19 protein-coding genes are annotated in these 19654 nt (G+C 64.7%); 12 read left to right on the forward strand and 7 right to left on the reverse strand.

Annotated elements, in window-relative coordinates; genetic code table 11:
* Window position 1: 1 nt before the first annotated feature.
* Window positions 2–676 carry a LacI family DNA-binding transcriptional regulator gene (locus ACH196_RS02835; RefSeq protein ID WP_396644770.1) on the reverse strand — a complete coding sequence of 225 codons (675 nt, stop codon included), beginning with the start codon at window positions 674–676 and terminating at the stop codon, window positions 2–4.
* A 148-nt stretch (window positions 677–824) separates the two neighbouring features.
* Between ACH196_RS02835 and ACH196_RS02840 the strand changes: the two genes are divergently transcribed.
* Genes ACH196_RS02840 through ACH196_RS02855 form a run of 4 tightly spaced genes read left to right on the forward strand, consistent with a single transcriptional unit; the run spans window position 825 to window position 5172 of the window.
* Entirely contained in the window at window positions 825–1766 is a 942-nt protein-coding gene (locus tag ACH196_RS02840; protein ID WP_396644772.1) for a sugar ABC transporter substrate-binding protein, read from the forward strand.
* A gap of 30 nt (window positions 1767–1796) precedes the next feature.
* Window positions 1797–3341: a sugar ABC transporter ATP-binding protein gene (locus ACH196_RS02845; RefSeq protein WP_396645021.1), complete on the forward strand. Its 1545-nt coding sequence runs from the start codon at window positions 1797–1799 to the stop codon at window positions 3339–3341.
* Entirely contained in the window at window positions 3338–4333 is a 996-nt protein-coding gene (locus ACH196_RS02850; RefSeq protein WP_396644774.1) for an ABC transporter permease, read from the forward strand. The genes ACH196_RS02845 and ACH196_RS02850 overlap by 4 nt, the downstream gene beginning before the upstream one ends.
* 11 nt (window positions 4334–4344) lie before the next feature.
* Window positions 4345–5172, forward strand: a complete 828-nt coding sequence (locus tag ACH196_RS02855; RefSeq protein WP_396644776.1) for an N-acyl homoserine lactonase family protein — start codon at window positions 4345–4347, stop codon at window positions 5170–5172.
* Between the two features lie 73 nt (window positions 5173–5245).
* Here ACH196_RS02855 and ACH196_RS02860 read toward each other — a convergent pair whose 3' ends face one another.
* The gene (locus ACH196_RS02860) at window positions 5246–6283 is read right to left on the reverse strand and encodes an MBL fold metallo-hydrolase (protein ID WP_396644778.1); all 1038 of its coding nucleotides are present in this window, start codon (window positions 6281–6283) and stop codon (window positions 5246–5248) included.
* Between the two features lie 213 nt (window positions 6284–6496).
* Here ACH196_RS02860 and ACH196_RS02865 point away from each other — a divergent pair, with 213 nt between their 5' ends.
* The 7 genes from ACH196_RS02865 (at window position 6497) to ACH196_RS02895 (ending at window position 14002) form a co-directional block, all read left to right on the forward strand.
* The gene (locus ACH196_RS02865) at window positions 6497–7267 is read left to right on the forward strand and encodes an enoyl-CoA hydratase-related protein (RefSeq protein ID WP_396644780.1); all 771 of its coding nucleotides are present in this window, start codon (window positions 6497–6499) and stop codon (window positions 7265–7267) included.
* Window positions 7268–7431: 164 nt separating this feature from the next.
* The gene (locus tag ACH196_RS02870; protein ID WP_396644782.1) at window positions 7432–8214 is read left to right on the forward strand and encodes an ABC transporter ATP-binding protein; all 783 of its coding nucleotides are present in this window, start codon (window positions 7432–7434) and stop codon (window positions 8212–8214) included.
* A gap of 10 nt (window positions 8215–8224) precedes the next feature.
* Window positions 8225–9106: a branched-chain amino acid ABC transporter permease gene (locus ACH196_RS02875; RefSeq protein ID WP_396644784.1), complete on the forward strand. Its 882-nt coding sequence runs from the start codon at window positions 8225–8227 to the stop codon at window positions 9104–9106.
* Window positions 9103–10131, forward strand: coding sequence for a branched-chain amino acid ABC transporter permease (locus tag ACH196_RS02880; protein WP_396644785.1), 1029 nt, complete (start codon window positions 9103–9105; stop codon window positions 10129–10131). The genes ACH196_RS02875 and ACH196_RS02880 overlap by 4 nt, the downstream gene beginning before the upstream one ends.
* 82 nt (window positions 10132–10213) lie before the next feature.
* Window positions 10214–11419, forward strand: a complete 1206-nt coding sequence (locus ACH196_RS02885) for an ABC transporter substrate-binding protein (protein ID WP_396644786.1) — start codon at window positions 10214–10216, stop codon at window positions 11417–11419.
* Between the two features lie 3 nt (window positions 11420–11422).
* Window positions 11423–12175 carry an ABC transporter ATP-binding protein gene (locus tag ACH196_RS02890; RefSeq protein ID WP_396644787.1) on the forward strand — a complete coding sequence of 251 codons (753 nt, stop codon included), beginning with the start codon at window positions 11423–11425 and terminating at the stop codon, window positions 12173–12175.
* Window positions 12176–13051: 876 nt separating this feature from the next.
* Complete coding sequence (locus tag ACH196_RS02895) at window positions 13052–14002, forward strand: hypothetical protein (protein ID WP_396644789.1); 951 nt, start codon at window positions 13052–13054, stop codon at window positions 14000–14002.
* Window positions 14003–14123: 121 nt separating this feature from the next.
* On the opposite strand, the gene ACH196_RS02900 is transcribed toward ACH196_RS02895, so the two are convergent.
* Genes ACH196_RS02900 through ACH196_RS02920 form a run of 5 tightly spaced genes read right to left on the reverse strand, consistent with a single transcriptional unit; the run spans window position 14124 to window position 18821 of the window.
* Entirely contained in the window at window positions 14124–14858 is a 735-nt protein-coding gene (locus tag ACH196_RS02900) for an SDR family NAD(P)-dependent oxidoreductase (RefSeq protein WP_396644790.1), read from the reverse strand.
* Window positions 14859–14869: 11 nt separating this feature from the next.
* Complete coding sequence (locus ACH196_RS02905) at window positions 14870–15658, reverse strand: SDR family NAD(P)-dependent oxidoreductase (RefSeq protein WP_396644792.1); 789 nt, start codon at window positions 15656–15658, stop codon at window positions 14870–14872.
* A gap of 10 nt (window positions 15659–15668) precedes the next feature.
* Window positions 15669–16454 carry an SDR family NAD(P)-dependent oxidoreductase gene (locus ACH196_RS02910; protein WP_396644793.1) on the reverse strand — a complete coding sequence of 262 codons (786 nt, stop codon included), beginning with the start codon at window positions 16452–16454 and terminating at the stop codon, window positions 15669–15671.
* On the reverse strand, window positions 16447–18045 hold the full coding sequence (locus ACH196_RS02915; protein WP_396644794.1) for a long-chain-fatty-acid--CoA ligase: 1599 nt from the start codon (window positions 18043–18045) through the stop codon (window positions 16447–16449). Before ACH196_RS02915 ends, ACH196_RS02910 begins: the two co-directional genes overlap by 8 nt.
* Window positions 18042–18821: an enoyl-CoA hydratase/isomerase family protein gene (locus ACH196_RS02920; protein ID WP_396644795.1), complete on the reverse strand. Its 780-nt coding sequence runs from the start codon at window positions 18819–18821 to the stop codon at window positions 18042–18044. The genes ACH196_RS02915 and ACH196_RS02920 overlap by 4 nt, the downstream gene beginning before the upstream one ends.
* A 160-nt stretch (window positions 18822–18981) precedes the next feature.
* Between ACH196_RS02920 and ACH196_RS02925 the strand changes: the two genes are divergently transcribed.
* Window positions 18982–19650 carry a TetR family transcriptional regulator gene (locus ACH196_RS02925; protein WP_396644796.1) on the forward strand — a complete coding sequence of 223 codons (669 nt, stop codon included), beginning with the start codon at window positions 18982–18984 and terminating at the stop codon, window positions 19648–19650.
* Window positions 19651–19654 lie beyond the last annotated feature (4 nt).

Below are 19654 nucleotides of genomic sequence, written 5' to 3' on the forward strand. Positions count from 1 at the left end.
CCTAAGCCTTCGTCGGCAGTGTCAGATGTGTAGAAGAGACAGGCTCTGGCGCCAGGCCGCGCGATTTCATCGCCGACAGCATCCCATCAAGACGGCCGCGGCCGGTGGTCAGGTGCAACGGTCCGGTGATCGAGCCGACACGCGTGTGGCCGAGGTCGAGCAAATATTCGGTCGCCTGCCGGCCGGCCGAAATATTGTCGATGGTGATGGTGTCGGACTTGTCGTCCTCGACGGTGCGTCCGAACAGCACGGTGGGAAGCGGCTTCTCGTCGGGGTCGCGCTGCAGATGCTTGGTCGAATCACCGACCGGAACCAGCAGCACGCCGTCGCAGGAGAGCATGCGGACGCGGCTCAGGATGCGTTGCTCCGCCTCCGGTTTCTCGTCGCTGTTGAACACCACCAGTGAATAGCCCCATGCCGCAACGGCGGCCTCCGCCGCCCAGACGACACGCGAGAAGAAGGGGTTGGCGAGGTCGGCTACGACCAGCGCGATCAATTGGCTGCGGCCGCGCTTCAGATTCTGCGCCGCCAGCGAGGGCGCGTAGTTCAGTTCCCTGATCGCGGCCAGCACGCGGGCGCGCAGCGGCGGGCTCACATAGGCGGAACCGTTGATGACGGCCGACACCGTCGCGGTGGAGACGCCTGCCGAGCGTGCAACGTCTTTGATGGTTGCCATGTGAACCTAGCTAATCGTTTAGCTGAGTGTTACTGCATCAAATGTGCTTGTCTAGGCCAAAAAACGCGAAAAATAGCTTGATCAACGGCGTTCTTTGCCTATTCTGGCGAAACGGTTCGTTGAGGCAACCAGCCGTCAGGGAGGAGTCATGAAACAGTTAATGGTGGGCGCCGCGATTGCGGCGATCGGTCTTGGCATCGTGCCGGCATCGGCGCAGGACAAGCCGCTTGTCGGCATCGTCTCGATCTCGGCGACCGAGGCCAACAATGCACGCTATATCAAGGGCGCCGAGGCCGCGGCCAAGGAACTCGGCTGGGAGGTTTCGGTCATCGACGCGGCCGGCAGCGCCGACCAGGCCAACGCCGCGATCCAGAATTTCGCGCAGCGCGGCACCACGGCGATCGTCGACATGGTGTTCCCGTTCTCGTCCATCGGCGCCGGGCTCGACGCCGCCAAGTCGGCGAACATTCCCGTCGTGACCTGGGGCGGCGGGCTTGGGTCCACGGTCGCTGCCACCAACGGTTCCGGCGGCCCGATGGTCGTGCCGGTCAACGAGGTGATGCTCAAGGCGATGGAAGGCAAGGGATCGCTGCTCGTCCTCGCCTACCGGACCGGCGAGGTGTGCAGGAACCGCGAGGTCGAGCTCGACAAGGCGCTCACCGCCTATCCCGACGTCAAGGTGACGAAGAACGAGGTGCGCATCCCCGGCTATTTCGAGGACGGCGCGCAATATGCCAACGCCTGGCTCGCCGCCCATCCGGCCGGCGACGAAAAGCTGGCGATCTGGGGCTGCTGGGACGATCCGGCGATCGGCGCCATCGGTTCGCTGCGCGCCCAGGGCCGCGACGACGTCAAGGTCTACGGCGTCAACGGCAATGCCCAGGCGCTGGAGAACATCAAGAACGGCTTCATGACGGCCACCGCCTGGCAGGACAGCTACACGGAAGGCTACAACATGATCAAGCTGCTGCCCGAGATCCAGAAGGCCGGCGCGGACTGGCAGCCCAAGGCCGTCGAGGTGCCGGCAGTGCTGGTCACCAAGGATACGGTCGAGAAATTCATTGCCGACCACCCCGATGCCATCAAGTGAGTTTCGGCGTAAAAACCGATCATGAATGCTATGTCTGGGCCGATGGGGACGCCTGCGGCGCCCCCATTCATTTCGGCGGTCGCGGTGACCAAGTCCTATGGCGGCGCGCAGGCTTTGCGCGGCGTGTCGCTGTCTATCGCGCCCGGAGAGGTGCATGGCCTGGTCGGCGCCAACGGCGCCGGCAAGTCCACCCTGATAAAAATCCTCGCCGGCCTGACGGAGCCTGACAGCGGCGAGATTTTCGTCGACGGCCAGCCCACAGCGATCGGTTCGCCGCACCGCGCCAATGATCTTGGCATGAGCTTCATCCACCAGGAACTGGCCTTCGTTCCTGGCATGACGGTGCTCGAAAACATCATGCTCGGCCTGCCCAAGAAAACACGCTTCGGCATGGTCGACTGGACGGCAATCGCCCGCGAGGTAACCCCCATCGCCAAGCGGGTCGGCGTCACGGCGCCGCTGCATGCGACGGCCAAGGGCCTGTCGACCGCCGAGAACTGGCTGATCAACATCACGCGCGCGCTGGTGCGCAAGGCGCGCCTGATCGTCATGGACGAGCCGACCGCCTCGCTGTCCGCCAGCGAATGCCAGAAACTCTTCGCCATCATCCGCGACCTGTCGGCCTCCGGCGTGGCGGTCCTCTATGTCTCCCATAGGCTCGACGAGATACTCGACCTTTGCAACCGGGTGACGGTGTTCCGCGACGGCCGCTCGGTGGCGGAGCTCGCCGGCTCGCAACTCACCCGCCCTTCCCTCGTCGAGGCGATTGTCGGCGGCGAGGTGGAGCATTTGGCCAAGTCGCACGGCGAGGTGACGAAGGGCGAGATCGTGCTTTCCGTGCGCGGATTGCAGCGCCTGCCAAAAGTCAGGGAAGCAAGCTTCGACCTGCATCGCGGCGAGATTCTGGGGATCGCCGGCCTTGTCGGCGCGGGCCGCAGCGAGCTGGCGCGTCTGCTCTACGGAGCCGACCTGCTGGATGCCGGCACGATGGCGCTGGAAGGCAAACCCTATGCGCCGCGGACCCCAGCCGCCGCGGTGCGCGCCGGTCTCGGCCTGGTTCCGGAAGAACGGCGCACCGAGGGCCTGCTGCTCGCCAAATCGATCGCCTTCAACATCAGCCTGACCAATCTGAATGCGATCCTCTCCAACGCTATTCTGCCGTTCATCAGCTCCCGCAAGCGCGCCGGCATGGCGGAAAAAATCATCCGCGACCTGTCCATCAAGGCACAGTCCTCGGACCAGCCGGTCGGGCGGCTCTCCGGCGGCAACCAGCAGAAGGTGGTGATCGGCCGCTGGCTGCAATCGAAGCCGAAGGTGCTGATCCTCGACGAGCCGACGCGCGGCGTCGACATCGGCGCGCGCGGCGAGATCCATCGGCTGATCCGCGACCTTGCCGCCAGGGGCATGGCGGTGCTGGTCATCTCCTCCGAGCCGGACGAGTTGCCGGAGCTTTGCGACCGCGCGCTGGTGATGGCCGAGGGCCGCATCGTGCGCGAGCTTGCCGGCAAGCACGTCACGCGCAATGCAATCATCGAAGCAAGCTACGCCGCAGCGGCGGAAAGGGTCCCGGCATGAGCGACGTCGGCTACACGACGCGGCGTCTGTCGCCCAATACCAAGGCGGCGCTCGGCGTGTTCGCGCGATACGGCACGATCATCGGCCTGGTGGTCATGGTCATCGTCTTCTCGATCCTGTCGCCGCGCGCCTTCCCCACCATCACCAATTTCACCAACGTGCTGAGCCAGGCTTCGCTGGCGATGATCATCGCCGGCGGCCTCACAATGGCGGTCATCGTCGGCGAACTCGATCTTTCGGTCGGCTATGCCGCCAGCCTGCACGGCGTTCTGGTCACCGGCCTCATCGTCCAGAACCAGCTTCCGATCCCCGTAGCCATCGTCATCGTGCTGGCGCTGGGCGCCCTCATCGGTGTCGTCAACGGGCTGATCGTCACCAAGCTGAAGGTCAATTCGGTCATCGCCACGCTCGGCGTCGGCACCATCCTGGTCGGCCTTTCCTTCGCCTATTCCTCGGGTGTGCCGATCGTGTCGGGCGTTCCGGAAGCCTTCCTGCAACTGGCGCTCGGCCGCTGGCTGTTCGGCATCCCCAACCCCATCATCGTCATGGCGCTGGTGCTCGGCGGGCTTTGGCTGCTGGTCGAACGCACGGCCATCGGCCAGGAGATCCAGGCCGTGGGCGGCAATCCGGCAGCGGCACGGCTCGCCGGCATCGATGTCGACCGCATCAAGATCCTCGGTTTCGTGCTGTCCGGCATGTGCGCGGCGCTGACCGGCACGCTGCTCGCCTCGCGGCTCGGCAGCGGCACCACCAACGCCGCCGACTCCTACCTGTTGACGGCCTTCGCCGCCGTGTTCCTCGGCTCGGCGACGCTGCGCGACGGCGAGTTCCACATTCTCGGCACCTTCATCGGTTCGCTGATCATCGTGCTCGGCTTCAACGGCCTGAATATATTCGGCGCGCCCACCTATTCACAATTCGTCTTCCAGGGCGCCATCCTGATCGTCGCGGTCGGCCTCGCCAGCCTTGGCCGCTCGCTCGCCGAAAGCTGAAGGGTTATACGATGACGGACACGCATTGGGACGTCTACGTGCTGGAATATGCGCGCTCCAAGGACCAGCCCTGGGTCGACCTGATCAGCGGCATGTACCAGGACGGCGTCATGGACCTGCCCTTCTCCTTCATCCTCGCCCGGCAGGGCGACCGCAACGTGCTGGTCGACACCGGCTTCATGCAGGACGATCACAGCTTTTCCCAAAAATTCGGCATCCCCTACTGGATCTCGCCGCTGAGGATGCTCGGCGAACTCGGGATCGAGCCGGGCGGCATCACCGACATCTTCGTCACCCATGCGCATTTCGACCATATGGGCTCGATCGGCGAGTTCCCGAACGCGCAGATCTACATCCAGAAAAGCGAGCTTCTGTCGTGGTACGAGGCGATCGCCCTGCCGAAGCGTTTTTCCCATCTCACCGCTATCATCGATCCCGACAATCTGCGCTCGGCGCTGGACGCGTCCATCGAGCATCGCGTGACGCTGGTCGACGGCGACAAGGACAATGTGCTGCCCGGCATCCACGTTCGCCTCGGCAGCGGCCACACGATCGGCCAGCAGTTCGTCGTCATCGAGACCGAGGCCGGGCGGCGCACCATTTCAGGCGATTGCGTCTATTCCCGGCGACAGTTCACCGGCCACAATCACGACGGCGTCTACGTGCCGCTGAACAACGCCGTGGGCAGCGTCTGGGAACAGTTGAAGACCATCGACAAGATGAACGACGAGCTCGGCGGCGATCTGTCGAAACTCGTCATCCTGCACGACATCGAGGGCTGGAAAGGCCATCCTGTCGTCGGGGAAGTCGAGGGGTTCAGAATCGTCAAAATAACATAGTGATTGGAGCCAAAGGCACCTGAAGGGCGGACTCGCGGCCCTTGCTTGTCGTGTTGTTCTCCCTCCTCTCCGGTCAAATGATGGCTTGGTAGATGGCGCTGGCATTGTCCGGCGACACATCAGCCACGATACCCTGCCTGACGAGACGGTTCACATGGGCAAGAGTTTCGCCGAGCGCGAAGCCGATATTGTCCGGGCCTTCTATGTGCGGGAACATTTCCCGGGCGAGGTCGAATGTCGTCTTCGGATTGCGCAAGAACTCCGCCGTCGCCTCGAGCCTCGCCCGATGATGCTCGCGAAGCGCGTCGATGCGCTTGCGGATACCGCGATACGGCATGCCATGCGAAGGCAGGATAAGCGCGTCGTCCGGAACGATGTCGAACCGGGGAAAGGATTCGAGATAATCCCCCAGCGGATCGCCCTTCGGAATCATCTCGAAGACCGCGATGACCGGACTGATCCTGGGCAGCAGGTGGTCGCCCGCGATCAGCACGTTCGCCTGCGGGTCGTAGAATGACGCATGCTCGAAGGCGTGGCCGCGCGTGACGATGACGCGCCATCCCCGCCCGCCGATGGCAACCATATCCCCGTCGCGGATTTCGCTGATCCAGCCGGGGATCGGCGTCGAGAGATTGATGAAGCGCTGGCGGCTCCCGACCAGTTGCCTGGCCGCACTGTCATCGAAACCGTTGCGGATCAGATAGGTGTGATGAGCCGCACTCGAGCCGGGCACGTCGTGAGTGTGGCTGACACGCGCCCAGACCCATTCGGCGAACGTTCCCATAAAGTCTGCATCGAAGCGCTCGACCATCCAGCCGCAGAGCCCGATGTGATCGACATGGCCGTGCGTGGCGATCACCCGCACCACCTTTTCGCCACGCATCGGGCCGGCCAGCAGCCGCTCCCAGACGCCAAGAATCTCCGGCGTCGCGCAGCCCGTATCGATCACCGTCCAGCCGTTGCTCTCCTCGACGAGCCAGACATTGACGTGGTTCAGACGGAAAGGCAGCGGCAGCCGCGCCCATAACACGCCGGGCGCGACCATCTTCGCCTGACCGGTTTCAGGCGGACTGTTCCAGGGAAATTCGAGCGTCGTTGGCTTGGCGAGCACATCCTGCTCCAATCACCGCACGCTGCGCGGCATTAGTATCCAGTGGTTGAGATCAAGCGGCACCGATAGCTCGGCCGCGCCGCCCGTCCCTCTTCAGTCCGATGGCAATGGTCATCATTTTGACAGGTCGGCCAGCATCCGTTAATCTAACTATCGTTAGAATCTGTCTGCGTAAACCCCGAAACGTCCATCGACGCATCCGAGGGAGGAAACATGGCCACCGTGCTCCTGGAGCATCCCGCAGCGCATGTCGCCCTGTTGCGGCTGAACCGCCCCGAAGCCCGCAACGCGCTGAGCCCTGAACTCAGGGAGGAGTTGCGCGACCATTTCCTGGCGCTTGCGCATGACGCCGACTGCCGCGCCATCGTCATCACCGGCGACGCCAGCGCCTTCGCCGCGGGCGCCGACATCAAGGCGATGGCGGACATCGGCCCGGCCGAGATGATGGCGAGCGATGACGAAGCGAACTGGGCGGCGATACACAACTGCCCAAAACCCATCATCGCCGCGGTCGACGGCTACGCGCTGGGCGGTGGATGCGAGCTGGCGATGAGCGCCGACATCATCGTTGCCGGCGAGAGCGCCACCTTCGGCCAGCCGGAGGTGAAGCTGGGCATAATGCCCGGAGCCGGCGGCACGCAGCGGCTGACGCGCGCCATCGGCAAACACCGGGCAATGCTCATGCTCCTGACCGGCGCCACCATGTCCGCCGGTGAGGCCTTCGCGGCCGGCCTCGTCAGCCAGGTCGTCGACGACGACCGCACGGTGGAAGCGGCCCTGTCCCTCGCCTCTAAGATCGCGAGCATGCCGCCGATTGCCGTCGCCGAGATCAAGCGCGTGGTGCTGGCCGGCATGGACGCCTCGCTCGACACCGCCATCATGCTGGAGCGTCGGGCGGCCTATCTCCTGTTCGGAACGCACGACAAGAACGAGGCAATGAACGCCTTCATCGACAAGAGAAAGCCCGTCTTTTCAGGCACTTGATCCGCCTTTTGGATAAATGCCGAATCCGGGATGACAAACTTTCGAACAAGTGTTAGAGTTTTTGGAAATGGCCGGAACGGCTCAGTTCGGGCAAGGGAGGAAGACATGACATCCGGCGGCTTTCCGCATTGGCGGCGCGCATCCTGCGCCGGGCTCGCCCACTGATGCTTCACGTCGACGACATCCAGCTCTCCTTCGGCGGCGTGAAGGCGCTCTCCGGCGTCAGCGTTCATGCGGAGAAGAGCAGGATCACGTCCGTCATCGGCCCGAACGGCGCCGGCAAGACCAGCCTCTTCAACGTCATCTCGGGCTTCTATAAACCGCAGGCCGGCCGGGTAGTTCTCGATGGGGAGGACATATCCGGGCTGAAGCCGCATGCGCGTGCCTATCGCGGCATGTCGCGCACCTTCCAGAACATCGCGCTCTTCCACGGCATGACCGTGCTCGACAACATCAAGCTGGGCGCCCACACCAATTTGAAGAGCGGCGTGCTGTCGGCAGGCCTGCGCCTGCCGCGGACGCGCCACGAGGAGCAGGAGCTCGACCGCGGCATCCAGCGGGACATCATCGGCCTGCTCGAACTCGACCGCGTGCAGCATCACTACGTCGAGGATCTCGCCTACGGCCTGCAGAAGCGCGTCGAGTTGGCGCGCGCGCTGGTGATGAAGCCAAAGATCCTGCTGCTCGACGAACCCGTCGCCGGCATGAACCGCGAGGAGAAGCGCGAGATGAGCCGCTTCGTGCTCGGCGTGAAGAAGGACTGGAACACCACCGTCCTGCTCATCGAGCACGACATGAGCATGGTGATGAGCATTTCCGACCACGTCGTGGTGCTGTCCTTCGGCAAGCCGATCGCATCCGGCTCGCCCGACGCGGTGCGCGCCAATCCGGACGTCATCAAGGCCTATCTCGGCACGGCCGAAGAGCCCGTGCAGAGCGCGGCCTGAGGAGGATTGCGTGAGCCCGATTCAGCAATTCATCGAATATTCGATCGTCGGCATCGCGGCCGGCGGCATCTATGCCCTGATCGCGCTCGGCATCATCGTCATCTTCAAGTCGTCGCGCACCTTCAATTTTGCCATGGGCGAGATGATGATGCTGTCGGCCTACTTCTTCTACGCCGCGGCGGTGACCTTCGCGCTCGGGCCGGTGCTGGGCCTGATCGTGGCGCTGATCGGCTCGATCGCCGTCGCGCTGCTGATCGAGCGCGTCGCCATCCGGCCTATGCTCGGCCGGCCGTTCATCGCCGTGGTCATGGTCACCTTCGGCATCGGCTCGATCATCCGCGGCATCGTCGGTATGGTCTGGGGGCCGAACGACCTCCAGATCCCGGCGATCCTGTCGCGCTCGCCGATCATGCTGGGCGACATCTTCGTGCCGGGCAAGACGGCGCGCGCCTTCGCCATCGCTGTCGTCATCGTCCTCGCGCTCATCGCCTACCTAAGATACTCGCGGGCCGGCGTCGCCCTGCGCGCCGCGGCGGCGGACGCCGTCACCGCCTATTCGATGGGCATCGACGTGCGCCGCGTCATCGCCTTCACCTGGGTGATCGCCGCGGTCACCGGCTGCATCAGCGGCGTGCTGATGGCCAACGTCAACACGCTGACGCCACATCTGGGCATGGTTGCGCTCAATGTGCTGGCGGTCGTCATCCTGGGCGGCATGGCTTCGATCGGCGGCGTGCTGGTGTCCGGACTGATCATCGGCTGGCTGGAAGCGATCACCGGCCTGTTCCTGCCGACCGAGTTCCGCGAGATCACCCCCTACGTGCTCGCGCTGATCGTGCTGCTGGTGCGCCCGAACGGCCTGTTCGGCAGCAAGGAAGTCGAGAGAATATGATGGCCGTCACCGCCGAAGCTTCTCGCGACCGATCCGATGCGCGCACCGACCCCGGCCGCTGGGTCTGGACCGGGCTGCTCGTCGCCGTTCTCCTGGCGCTGCCGCTGGTCGCTCCGCGCTACTGGATCTATTTCGCCGGCCTGCTCGGCATCAACATCATCGCCACGCACGGCCTGAACATCATGATGGGCTACACCGGCCTGCTGTCGCTCGGCCATGCGGCCTTCGTCGGCGTCGGCGCCTATGCGGTGGCGCTGCTGCAAACCTATTTCGGCATGCCCTTCTGGGTGACGGTGCCGCTGGCCGGCGTCTCGGCCGCCGTGATCGGCGTCGCCTTCGGCCTGCCCTCACTGCGCATCCGCGGCCTCTATCTCGTCATTGCGACGCTGGCGGCGCAGTTCATCCTGCAGTTCATCTTCGTCCACTGGCAGTCGGTCACCAACGGAGACGTCGGCTTGCCGGTGCGCCCGGCCACGGTCTTCGGCTATCCGCTGAACAACGAGACGCGCATCTATTACCTGATCGTGGCGGCGGTGATCTTCATGACCATCTTTGCCCGCAACGTCATCGGCTCGCGCGTCGGCCGCGCCTTCATGGCCATCCGCGAGCGCGACCTGACGGCTCAGGTGCTCGGCGTCGAGATCGTCTCCTACAAGCTGATCGCCTTCGCGCTGGGGTCGTTCTACGCCGGCATCGCCGGGGCGCTGCTCGCCTACTTCAACCAGTTCGTGAACCCAGAGCAGTTCGGGCTGCTGCTCTCCGTGTTCTTCCTGTCGGCGGTGATCGTCGGCGGAATGGGCTCGATCCTCGGCGCTATCCTCGGCGCGGCCTTCATGACGTTGCTTCCCGAACTGCTGCGCGAGGGCTCGCTCCTGTTCGGCGACACGTTCGGTCTCGATCTGGGAACCGTGCTGACACCGCTGCGGGAGACCATCTTCGGTCTCCTGATCGTCGGCTTCCTGCTTTTGGAGCCGCGCGGCCTCGCGCAGCTCTGGAAGCGGATGCGCCGCAAAGTCTCGCGCTGAGGCGCAGACGAGAGGACTCGCCGGCAACGGCCGGCCTGGAACTGAACCGCGGTCGATGCGACCGCACATGTGGAGGAAAAGCATGTTCAGCAGACGAAAATTCCTGAAGGCGGCCGGCGCCACGGCGGCGGTCGGCGCCGTCACCGGCTTCAACATCGTGAGGGCGCAGGCCGCGGACGACCTGAACTGGTCGATCCATTGCGACCTGACCGGACCAGCAGCCGAGGGCGGCAAGTTCCAGGGCGAGGGTTTTACCGAATACGCCAAGTGGATCAACGAGCAAGGCGGCATTCGCGGCCGCAAGATCAATCTGTCGGTCAACGACACGACGTTCAAGGTCGACGTCGCCGTCGCGAACCTGAAGAAGGCGCTGGCGACGGGCCGCGTCGACTACATGTTCGGCGAATCCACCGGCATGATCCAGGCGATCTCGCCGGAAAACAATTCGACCAACAAGATCTTCATGACCTCGGGATCTTTCGCCTCCGAACTCGCCGACGAGAAGAACTATCCCTATCACTTCGTGCCCGGCGCGACCTACGGCGCCCAGCTCAAGATGCTGGTCGACTACATCAAGAAGTCGTCCGGCTCCAACCCGGCCAGGCTGGTCATCATCCATTCCTCGACGGGCATGGGCCGCGACGGCATCGAAGCCGCGGTCGCCTACGCCAAGGAGTTGGGCATCGAGGTGCCGGTGGTCCAGCAGACGAAATTCGTCGAGACCGACGTTTCGTCCTTCGCGCTGGCGATCCGCGAGGCGCAGCCGACCCACGTCATTCATCACGGCTATTCCTTTGCCGTCTGGCCTGAGATCGTCCGGCTGGTGCGCGACTACGGCATGGACGACGTCGTATTCCTCGGCACGATCTGGCAGAGCGAGCGCGAGAAGGTCGTCGCCATGCCTGATGTGGCCGAGGGGCTGATCGGCATCAAGGTGTGGAACGACGACACCAACAAGCCGGCCGGCAAGACGATGGAGACCATCGGCGGCATCCTAAAGGCCAAGGACCCGAACTGGAGCGGCTATGTCCGCCTCGGCTTCCTCGATGCCTGGATCAGCAGCATGATGGCGACCCGCGCCTTCGAGATCGTCATCGACGCCGGCCAGGAGGTCAATGGCGACAACCTCGCCGCGGCGATGCGCAGCGTCAAGGATTGGGACACGGGCGGCCTGATCGACGTTCCCGTCTCCATCATCGACCAGCAGATCGGCCTCGGGCGCATCATCCGCTACAGCGCCGCCAACAACTGGGAGATGGAGCAGATCACCGACTGGATGAGGGTCTGAACCGTGGCTGCCGCCCTTGATATCAGGGATCTGGAAGTCGTCTACCAGGGCGTGATCCAGGCGCTGTCGAGCCTGAGCCTCACCGTGCCCGAGGGAGCCATCGTGGCGCTGCTCGGGGCCAACGGCGCCGGCAAGACCACGACGCTGAAGGCGATCTCCAACTTCCTGCCGCTCGAGGGCGGCCGGGTCACAAGCGGCTCGATCACCATCGGCGGAAAGGACATCCTCCGCCTTTCCCCGCACAAAATCGTGCGCGGCGGGGTTTTCCATGTCCGCGAGGGCCGGCACGTCTTCTCGGACATGACGGTCGAGGAAAACCTTGTCGCCTCCACCTTCGCGCAGCGCCGGGCGCGCTCGCGCAAGGAAGCGTTCGACGAGGTCTATTCCTACTTCCCGATCCTGTCGCAACGCCGTGGCCAACAGGCCGGCTTCCTCTCGGGCGGCGAGCAGCAGATGCTGGCGATCGGCCGCGCGCTGGTCGCCGATCCGGAGATGATCCTGCTCGACGAGCCGTCGCTCGGGCTCGCGCCCCTCATCGTCAAGGAGATCTTCGAGATCATCGCGCGCATCAACCGCGAGAAGAAGGTGTCGATCCTGCTGGTCGAGCAGAACGCCGTAATCGCCCTGAAATACGCGTCCTACGGCTATGTCATCGAAAACGGCCGGACCGTGCTGGAAGGGACGACGGCCGAGCTTTCCGCCAACCAGGATATCCAGAAATTTTATCTTGGCGTCGACGTGGAAGAGGCTGCCTGAGGTCGACGGACTGACACCCCGAAACCGGCTCGCTGGAAGCTGGCGACTGGAATGGCGTAAACGCCGGGGAGAGTTACCTTGGTTCCGCTTGCGCCAGCCTTGGAGCGGCCGCGCCCTTCCGCGGAATTAAGCAGATCGTCCCCGGATTCCCGATCGCCCTTGCCGGCCTCTTGGTCATGCTTGTTCCGCAAAGATCCACGCGGGGTGCCACCAACCCTCTGTTTTCGCTTGGTTTTACAAGCATGACATCCTTTTTGAACGGCCGTTCGCCTGAGCTGAGAAGTCACTTAAGCAGGCGATGCCTTGCGAAAGATCAAGCCTTTTCAATGCGTTATGCATGCAGCAACGGCAACCTCGCCTTTCCGTCATCGTCAAGGATTATTTTTGGAGGATGCTCCCCGCGTGCTCCATACCGGATACCGGCCTATGCGCCCAATACGTCCGCGTCGCACTCCGTCCAACACCCCTCATCCGACCTCGCTTCGCTCGGCCACCTTCTCCCACAAGGGGAGAAGGGGGAGTTTCGCGTCGACATCTCAGCTAGTCGCAAACGTTGACGATTTGCAGAGGCGGATGCACAACGCTCCCACCTTCTCCCCTTGTGGGAGAAGGTGGCCGAGCGAAGCGAGGTCGGATGAGGGGTGTTGGACGGAGTGCGACGCTTTGTCATGGGGGCGAAAGGGTCACCAGCCATCAGAGAAAATGGGGATGAAAAAAGCCGCTCCATCCCAAAAATTTTTTCTTCCGCGAACCCCGCTCCAGTCTTTTCAATGCCTTGGCCGAATGCCCGCCGCCGCGCGCCAGGAATTTTGGCAAAGTTCATCCCCGCCGTTCAGTTCGGAGCGATAATCCTTGCCGGCTGGAAAGGAGGCGGCGATGGACTTGATGGACGCGAGTGCAACGATCGAGCGATACCGGCAGGCGCTGAAGCATATCCTCTCGATGCTCGTCGGCATGGCCGAGATGGGTTTTGGCAGGCCGCTGTCGCTGGTGCTCGGCGAAGCCGTCGTCGCGCCGAGGCCTGGACGGGCCGGAAAGACGGGGAGCAAAAAGCCGTCTCCAGCGCTCTGCCTGCCACGCCACCTTTACCGCGTCATTCTTCTCATGCTGCGCCCGGCCGAATCCGCCGCCCGGCGCCTCGTCATCGCGGCGGCGCAAGGCATCGTGGTGACGCTGCCGCCGTTTCGTCCGCGAAAGCTCAAGCCAAAAATTTCCGACACGGTGGCCGCCATGCGCCGCCTCGGCCTTGCCGTCAACCTGTCGAAGGCAGACTTTGCCCGCTTTGAGGCCGAGCGGAAAGCCGCCGAACGGCGTGCCGCCAGGCCACGTACAGTAAACCTTTCGCTGCTCGATGCGCTGAAATACCCGTTCCACATCCGCCGCAAATATGTGCCGGCGCATGCCGCCCCGCGCATCCGGTCGATCGACGACGACACGCCACGCATCCCCGTGCCGCCTCCGCCGTCGCAGAACGATCCGATCAGCGCCGCGAAGCTGACCTTGCGGCTGGATGCGCTCGGCAGGGCGCTGGACGATCTGCCCGGACAGGCGCAGCATTTCGCCCGCTGGAAGGCGCGCAACGATGCTGCCCTTGCGCGGGACAGCGCGGCCCGCGACGCGGCGGCAGCAGGCGGCAAGCTAGGCCCGGTCCGGTTCCGGCGTTTTTCGCCGCTGAGGCGCGGGCGGCCGCCCGGCGGAAGATTGCCGCGTTTCGATCCGGATGTTCCGAAACGCAAGAACATCCGCGAGGTCGACGAGATTCTGGCGCACGCCAATGCCATGGCGTACTACGCGCTGGAGCCGCCGAGGCGCAACTCGTCACGATAACGGCGCGGGCTCGCGCGGGCCTCGAAAAGCAAAGTATGTGAAAGACTTAATGCCAGCCGGAAAAAGAATCCGAGCGCGGCGAGCATCATCGCAGCCGCCATATCGGCCTGACGAAAGCCGTTCAATAGATCGATATCCCCATCGACCTGCCGCCGTCGAGCGTGAGCACCTGGCCGGTGACGTTGCGGGTGCGCGGGCTGGCGAAGAAGGCGATGCCGTTGGCGATGTCCTCGGGCTGCCCGACCTCCTTCGTCGGCTGCTTGGCGATCAGTTCCTGCTGGCGTTCGGGCGTCAGCGAGCGGAACATCTCGGTCTCGATCAGCCCCGGCGCGATGGCGTTGACGAAGATGCCGCGCGGCGCAAGGTCGATCGCCATGGAACGGGTGAGGCCGATCGCGCCGGCCTTGGAAGTGATGTAGGGGGCGTGCGCGTAGCCCGCGAGATAGGCCCGCGAGGCGATGTTGACGATGCGCGCCCCGCGCTTCATCACCTTCGCCGCCTCCTGCGCCATGACGAAGGCGCCGATGACATTGATCTCGTACATCTTGCGAAAATCGTCCTCGGTGACGGCGTCGAACTTGCCGTCCCAGAAGATCGCGGCGTTGTTGACCAGCACGTCCAGCCTCGGCAGCGAGCCGATCAGGCCGGCCACGGCGGGCCGGTCGGCGACCGACAGCGCATGGTGCTCGACCGAGTTGGACGCCATCTTGAGTTCCGCGGCATTGGCGCCGAGCGGCTCCGGATTGAGGTCGACCATGACGACGTGAAAACCGTCTTCCAACAGCCGCTTCGTGGTCGCCAGGCCGATGCCGCGCCCGGCGCCGGTGACAACAGCGATTTCTTTCTCGTTCCCCATCGCCAAGCTCCTCACGCCGCGTCCACCGGCAAGACGAAGGTCTCGGTGAGGCCGCCGTCGACGGTGAGCACATGGCCGTTCATGTAGCCCGAAGCCTTCGACACCATGAAGGCGACGACGCCGCCCGCCTCCTCCGGATCGCCCCAGCGGCCGAGCGGAATGCGGCTCGATACGCCCTTCTCGTAGCCCGGACGCGCCAGGATCGTCGTGTTGATCTCGGTGAGGAAATAGCCCGGCGCCATCATGTTGACGGTGATGCCCTTGGAGCCCATTTCGGCGGCCATCGCCCGGGTCATGCCGGCCAGCCCGTGCTTGCTGGAGACATAGGCGGTGACGTTCTCGCGGCCGACCACGGCCAGCGCCGAGCCGATGTTGACGATGCGGCCGTAGCCGCGCGGCGCCATCAGCCGCGCCGCTTCCCGGCAGAGCAGATAGGGCGCACGGACATTCGTGCCGATGACCCGGTCCCAGGTGGCCGTGGTGGCCTGCGCCAGCGGCTCCCAGGCATTGATGCCGGCATTGTTGACCAGAATGTCGAGCCGGCCGCCTTCGGCAGCACCTATGTCGCGGATCGCCGCCACACAGGCCGCGCCGTCGGCGAGGTCGAACGCCCGTGTCGCGACCTCGTGGCCTTCGGCGCGCAGCCGGGCCGCCGAATCCTCGAGCTGGTCGACGCCGCGCGCCGTCATCCACACCTTCGCGCCGGATTCGGCGATGGCCTTGGCCATCTCGAAACCGAGGCCGCGCGAGGCGCCGGTGACCACGGCGACCTGCCCCTCCAGCGAAAAACGCTTGGTCATGCGAGGCCCCTCACGCCGCGAGCTGGAACTTGAAGGAAGACGAGACCCCGCCATCGACATGCAGGACTTGCCCGGTGACGAAGCTCGACGCGTCGGATGCCAGGAAGACCATGGCGCCGACGATCTCCTCCGGCCGGCCCCAGCGCTCCATCGGGGTGACGCCGTTGATGGCGTCCATGTAGCCGGGGCGGGCCTGCAGGCTGGCGTTGATCTCGGTGAGGAAATAGCCGGGCGCAACGCAGTTGACGGTGATGTCGTCGCGCCCGAGTTCGGCGGCGAGCGAGCGTGTCAGGCCGATGATCGCCGACTTCGACGCGCAGTAGGCGTGGAGTTTTGCACGGCCGAGCGGCCCGAGCACGGAGGCCGTGGTGATGATGCGCCCGCCCCGGCCGCCGGCGCGCATCGCCGCCGCGCATTCCTGCGCCATCACGAAGGCGCCACGCACATTGGTGTCCATGATGCGGTCGAAATCGGCCTCGTCACTGTCGAGCAGCGGCTGCCAGTTGATGATGCCGGCGATGTTGGCCGAGATGTCGATGCGGCCGAGGTCGCCGGCGACCTTGCGCACGCCGGCGCGGATCGCCGCCTCGTCGGTGAGGTCGAGCGCCAGCACGGTGGCGCGGCCGCCGGCCTGTTCGATCTCGGCGCGGGTAATCTCGAGCTTGTGGCGGTCGCGCGCCACCAGGACGACATGCGCCCCGGCCGCCGCCATGCCCTTGGCGACAGGCTTGCCGAGGCCACGCGAGGCGCCGGTGACGATGGCGACCTTGCCTTTCAGCGAAAACATCTCAAGCATCGGTTCCTCCCTGGCCGCCGTGCAGCTTGCGCAGGCGGACCTTGTCGATCTTGCCGCTCGGCAGCTTGACGATCTCGCTGGCGAAGACGACGTGGCGCGGCTTCTTGTAGCTGGCGATCAGCGCGCGGCAGTGCTCGACGATCTCGCCGGCGGTGGCCTCCGCCCCCTGGCGCAGCACGACGACCGCCATGACCGCCTCGCCCCACTTCTCGTCCGGCACGCCGATGACGGCGACCTCGGACACGGCGTCGTGGGTGACGACCGCCTCCTCCACCTCGCGCGAATAGATGTTCTCGCCGCCGGAGATGATCATGTCCTTCTTGCGGTCGACCAGATAGAGATAACCTTCCTGGTCGAGCCGGCCCATGTCGCCGGTATGCACCCAGCCGTCGCGAAGCGTGTCGATGGTGGCGGCGGTGTTGTTCCAATAACCCTTCATCACGCCGGGGCTGGTGAGCAGGATCTCGCCGACCGCGCCGGCCGGCAGGTCCTCGCCATGGTCGTCGACGATGCGGACATTAACGCGCGGCGATGGCTGTCCGACCGAGGTAAGAATCTCCCTGTCGCGGTCGCTGCCGTCGGGGCGGTGCTGGTGGGCGAGCAGCGTCGTGCCGATACCCTCGGTCTGGCCGAACTGCTGCTGAAAGACAGGGCCGAGCAGCTTCAGCCCCTTCTTCAGCACCGGCACCGGCATGGGGGCGGCTGCATAGACGATCATGCGCAGGCTGGAGAGATCGGCGTTGGCGATATAAGGCGATTCCAGCAGGGTCTGAATCATGGTCGGCGCCATGTGGGTGACGGTGATGCGTTCCCGCTTGATGCACTCCACGACCGACTTTGGATCGAAGCCGCGCTGCACGACGACCGTGCCCGCCCGCCAGTGCTGGGCAAGCTGGATGATTTTTGCGCCGATATGGAACAGCGGCATCATGATCAGCAGCCGGTCCGCCGGCGAGTTGCGCTGGTCGGAGCCGAGGATTTCGGCTGCCGCGACCTGGCCGCCCTGCCCCAGCATCACGCCTTTCGGCCGTCCGGTGGTTCCCGACGTGTAGATCAGGAAGGCGATGTCGTCGGGTTTCGGCCGGAAAGGTACGCCCGAAGCATCGCCGGATTCGACCAGTTCGTCATAGTCGTGGGCGAAATCGAGTCCCGGAGAACCGCGTCCGCCGATGCAGACGAAATGCTCGACCGTTTTCAGATGAGGGCGCATGGCGAGCACCGCCTCGGCATAGGCCGGCTCGAAGAAAAACACCTTCGGCGCGCCGTCATTGACGATATAGACTATCTCCGGCACGGCGAGGCGCCAGTTTACGGTCGCGCAGATGAAGCCGGAAATCTCGCAGGCGCTGTAGACTTCCTGGAATTCCAGGCTGTTCTGGCTCAATATGCCGACCCGGTCCTGCCGCCGCAGGCCGAGCCTGCGCAGCGCGTTGGCGAGCCGGGAGGCGCGGATATGGTGCCCGGCATGGGTGACGCGCCGGTCGCCCCAGACGAAGGCGGTCTCGTCCGGGTATTTCCAGGCATTGTTGTCGAGCATGTCGGCCAGCGTTTGCGGTACCCGCATCGCCGGCCCGGAAAGTTTTTTGGTCATGCGACGGGCTTGTCGAAGTCGGGCGCGCGTTTCTCGCGGAAGGCGGAGACGCCCTCGCGAAAATCGTCGGAGGCAAAGCAGAGCGCCTGGGCCGTCGCCTCGAAATCCAGCACCGCCTGCGCGTCGTGGCTTAGCTCCAGCATGCGTTTGGTCAGCGCCGCGGCGAACGATGGGAAAGCGGCGAGTTCCATCGCGCGCGCCATCGCCTTTGCCTCGACCTCCGCGTCAGGCACGACGTCGTCGGCTAGGCCGATCGCCAGCGCCTCCGGAGCTTTGAAGTTGCGGGCGTAGAGTAGCGCCTGGCGGGCGCGCGACAAGCCGATGCGCCGCGGCAGCGTGTGGGCGATGACGAAATCCGGCGCCAGGCCGACCTTTGGAAACGGAAAGCCGATCGTAGCGCCCTCGCCCATGACGATCGTGTCGCAGAACAGCGCCAGACCCGCGCCGGCCCCCATGGCATAGCCGCGAATCTCGGCGATCATCGGCTTGTCGGCCGCAAGCAACACGCGCGCCAACCGATGCGCCGAGGTCATGCGCCGGCGCCCCGCCTTGGGGTCGGCGAGCGTGTCCATTTTCGACAGGTCACCGCCGACGGAAAAGTCCTTCAGCGCCGAGGTGACGATGATGACTCGGCAGGCCGGGTCCTGGAGCAGCGCCTCGAAGGCGGGCAGAAGTTCGCCGCGCAGCGCTTCCCCCATGGCATTGCGTGACTCGGCATGGTTGAGGACGAGCCGCACCACGCCGCGGCCATGCCGTTCGATGTCGATCGATCCCACCGTCTCCTCCCAAGATACCGTTAGATACCGATAACCTACACCAGTCGAAAACCTAACACTAGTTAGAAAATATCGAAACCGGCCCATTGTTCGAAACCATTCCATGGAATCGAATCGCGGCGTAAGGTGTAGCGGCGATTACCCCGGGAGAAGGTTGTAGATGACGAAGAAGCTGGCGAAATCGGCCATTTCGCAAAAGCGTGTGCTGGACGCCGCGGCAAAGATATTTCGCGACTACGGTTATGCCGGGACGACGATGCGGGCGATCGCCGACGAGGCGGATCTCAAGGCCGGCAGCATCTATTATCACTACGAATCCAAGGACGACCTGATCAGCGCCGTGCTCGACATCGGCATCCATGCGGTGACCGACCGAGTGACGGAGGCGCTCGCCTCCCTGCCCGACGACGCCACCGGGCGGCAGCGCATCGAGGCGGCGATAACGGCGCACCTTTCGGCAATCATCGAGGTCGGCGACTACACGCTGGCGACGCGGCGCGTCTTCGGCCAGGTGCCGGAGGCGATCCGCGTCAAGAATTTGCGGCTGCGCGATTCCTACGGCGCGATCTGGCAGGACATCCTTGCAAATGCCCATGCCCGCGGCGAATTCCGGACCTCAGCCAATCTGACGCTGGCGCGACTGTTCATCCTGGGCGCGCTCAACTGGACTGTGGAATGGTTCAAGCCGGGCGGCCGCACGATCGAGGACGTGGCGCGCGAATTCGCCTCCTTCGTGCTGGACGGCCTGACCGGCAACGCCGAACTCGCCGGCGCAGCGCAGCCACCGGCCGACGACAAGCCGCGTGGGCCGCGGGTGCGCGCGCTTTGACTGT

Source organism: Mesorhizobium sp. IMUNJ 23232 (assembly GCF_044326205.1).
Taxonomy (GTDB): Bacteria; Pseudomonadota; Alphaproteobacteria; order Rhizobiales; family Rhizobiaceae; genus Kumtagia.

Excerpts from the sequence above, each read along its gene's own strand:
- ACH196_RS02835 (WP_396644770.1), bottom strand. The coding sequence starts at position 676 with ATGGCAACCATCAAAGACGTTGCACGCTCGGCAGGCGTCTCCACCGCG.
- ACH196_RS02840 (WP_396644772.1), top strand. The coding sequence starts at position 825 with ATGAAACAGTTAATGGTGGGCGCCGCGATTGCGGCGATCGGTCTTGGC.
- ACH196_RS02845 (WP_396645021.1), top strand. The coding sequence starts at position 1,797 with ATGTCTGGGCCGATGGGGACGCCTGCGGCGCCCCCATTCATTTCGGCG.
- ACH196_RS02850 (WP_396644774.1), top strand. The coding sequence starts at position 3,338 with ATGAGCGACGTCGGCTACACGACGCGGCGTCTGTCGCCCAATACCAAG.
- ACH196_RS02855 (WP_396644776.1), top strand. The coding sequence starts at position 4,345 with ATGACGGACACGCATTGGGACGTCTACGTGCTGGAATATGCGCGCTCC.
- ACH196_RS02865 (WP_396644780.1), top strand. The coding sequence starts at position 6,497 with ATGGCCACCGTGCTCCTGGAGCATCCCGCAGCGCATGTCGCCCTGTTG.
- ACH196_RS02870 (WP_396644782.1), top strand. The coding sequence starts at position 7,432 with ATGCTTCACGTCGACGACATCCAGCTCTCCTTCGGCGGCGTGAAGGCG.
- ACH196_RS02880 (WP_396644785.1), top strand. The coding sequence starts at position 9,103 with ATGATGGCCGTCACCGCCGAAGCTTCTCGCGACCGATCCGATGCGCGC.
- ACH196_RS02885 (WP_396644786.1), top strand. The coding sequence starts at position 10,214 with ATGTTCAGCAGACGAAAATTCCTGAAGGCGGCCGGCGCCACGGCGGCG.
- ACH196_RS02895 (WP_396644789.1), top strand. The coding sequence starts at position 13,052 with ATGGACTTGATGGACGCGAGTGCAACGATCGAGCGATACCGGCAGGCG.
- ACH196_RS02900 (WP_396644790.1), bottom strand. The coding sequence starts at position 14,858 with ATGGGGAACGAGAAAGAAATCGCTGTTGTCACCGGCGCCGGGCGCGGC.
- ACH196_RS02905 (WP_396644792.1), bottom strand. The coding sequence starts at position 15,658 with ATGACCAAGCGTTTTTCGCTGGAGGGGCAGGTCGCCGTGGTCACCGGC.
- ACH196_RS02910 (WP_396644793.1), bottom strand. The coding sequence starts at position 16,454 with ATGCTTGAGATGTTTTCGCTGAAAGGCAAGGTCGCCATCGTCACCGGC.
- ACH196_RS02915 (WP_396644794.1), bottom strand. The coding sequence starts at position 18,045 with ATGACCAAAAAACTTTCCGGGCCGGCGATGCGGGTACCGCAAACGCTG.
- ACH196_RS02925 (WP_396644796.1), top strand. The coding sequence starts at position 18,982 with ATGACGAAGAAGCTGGCGAAATCGGCCATTTCGCAAAAGCGTGTGCTG.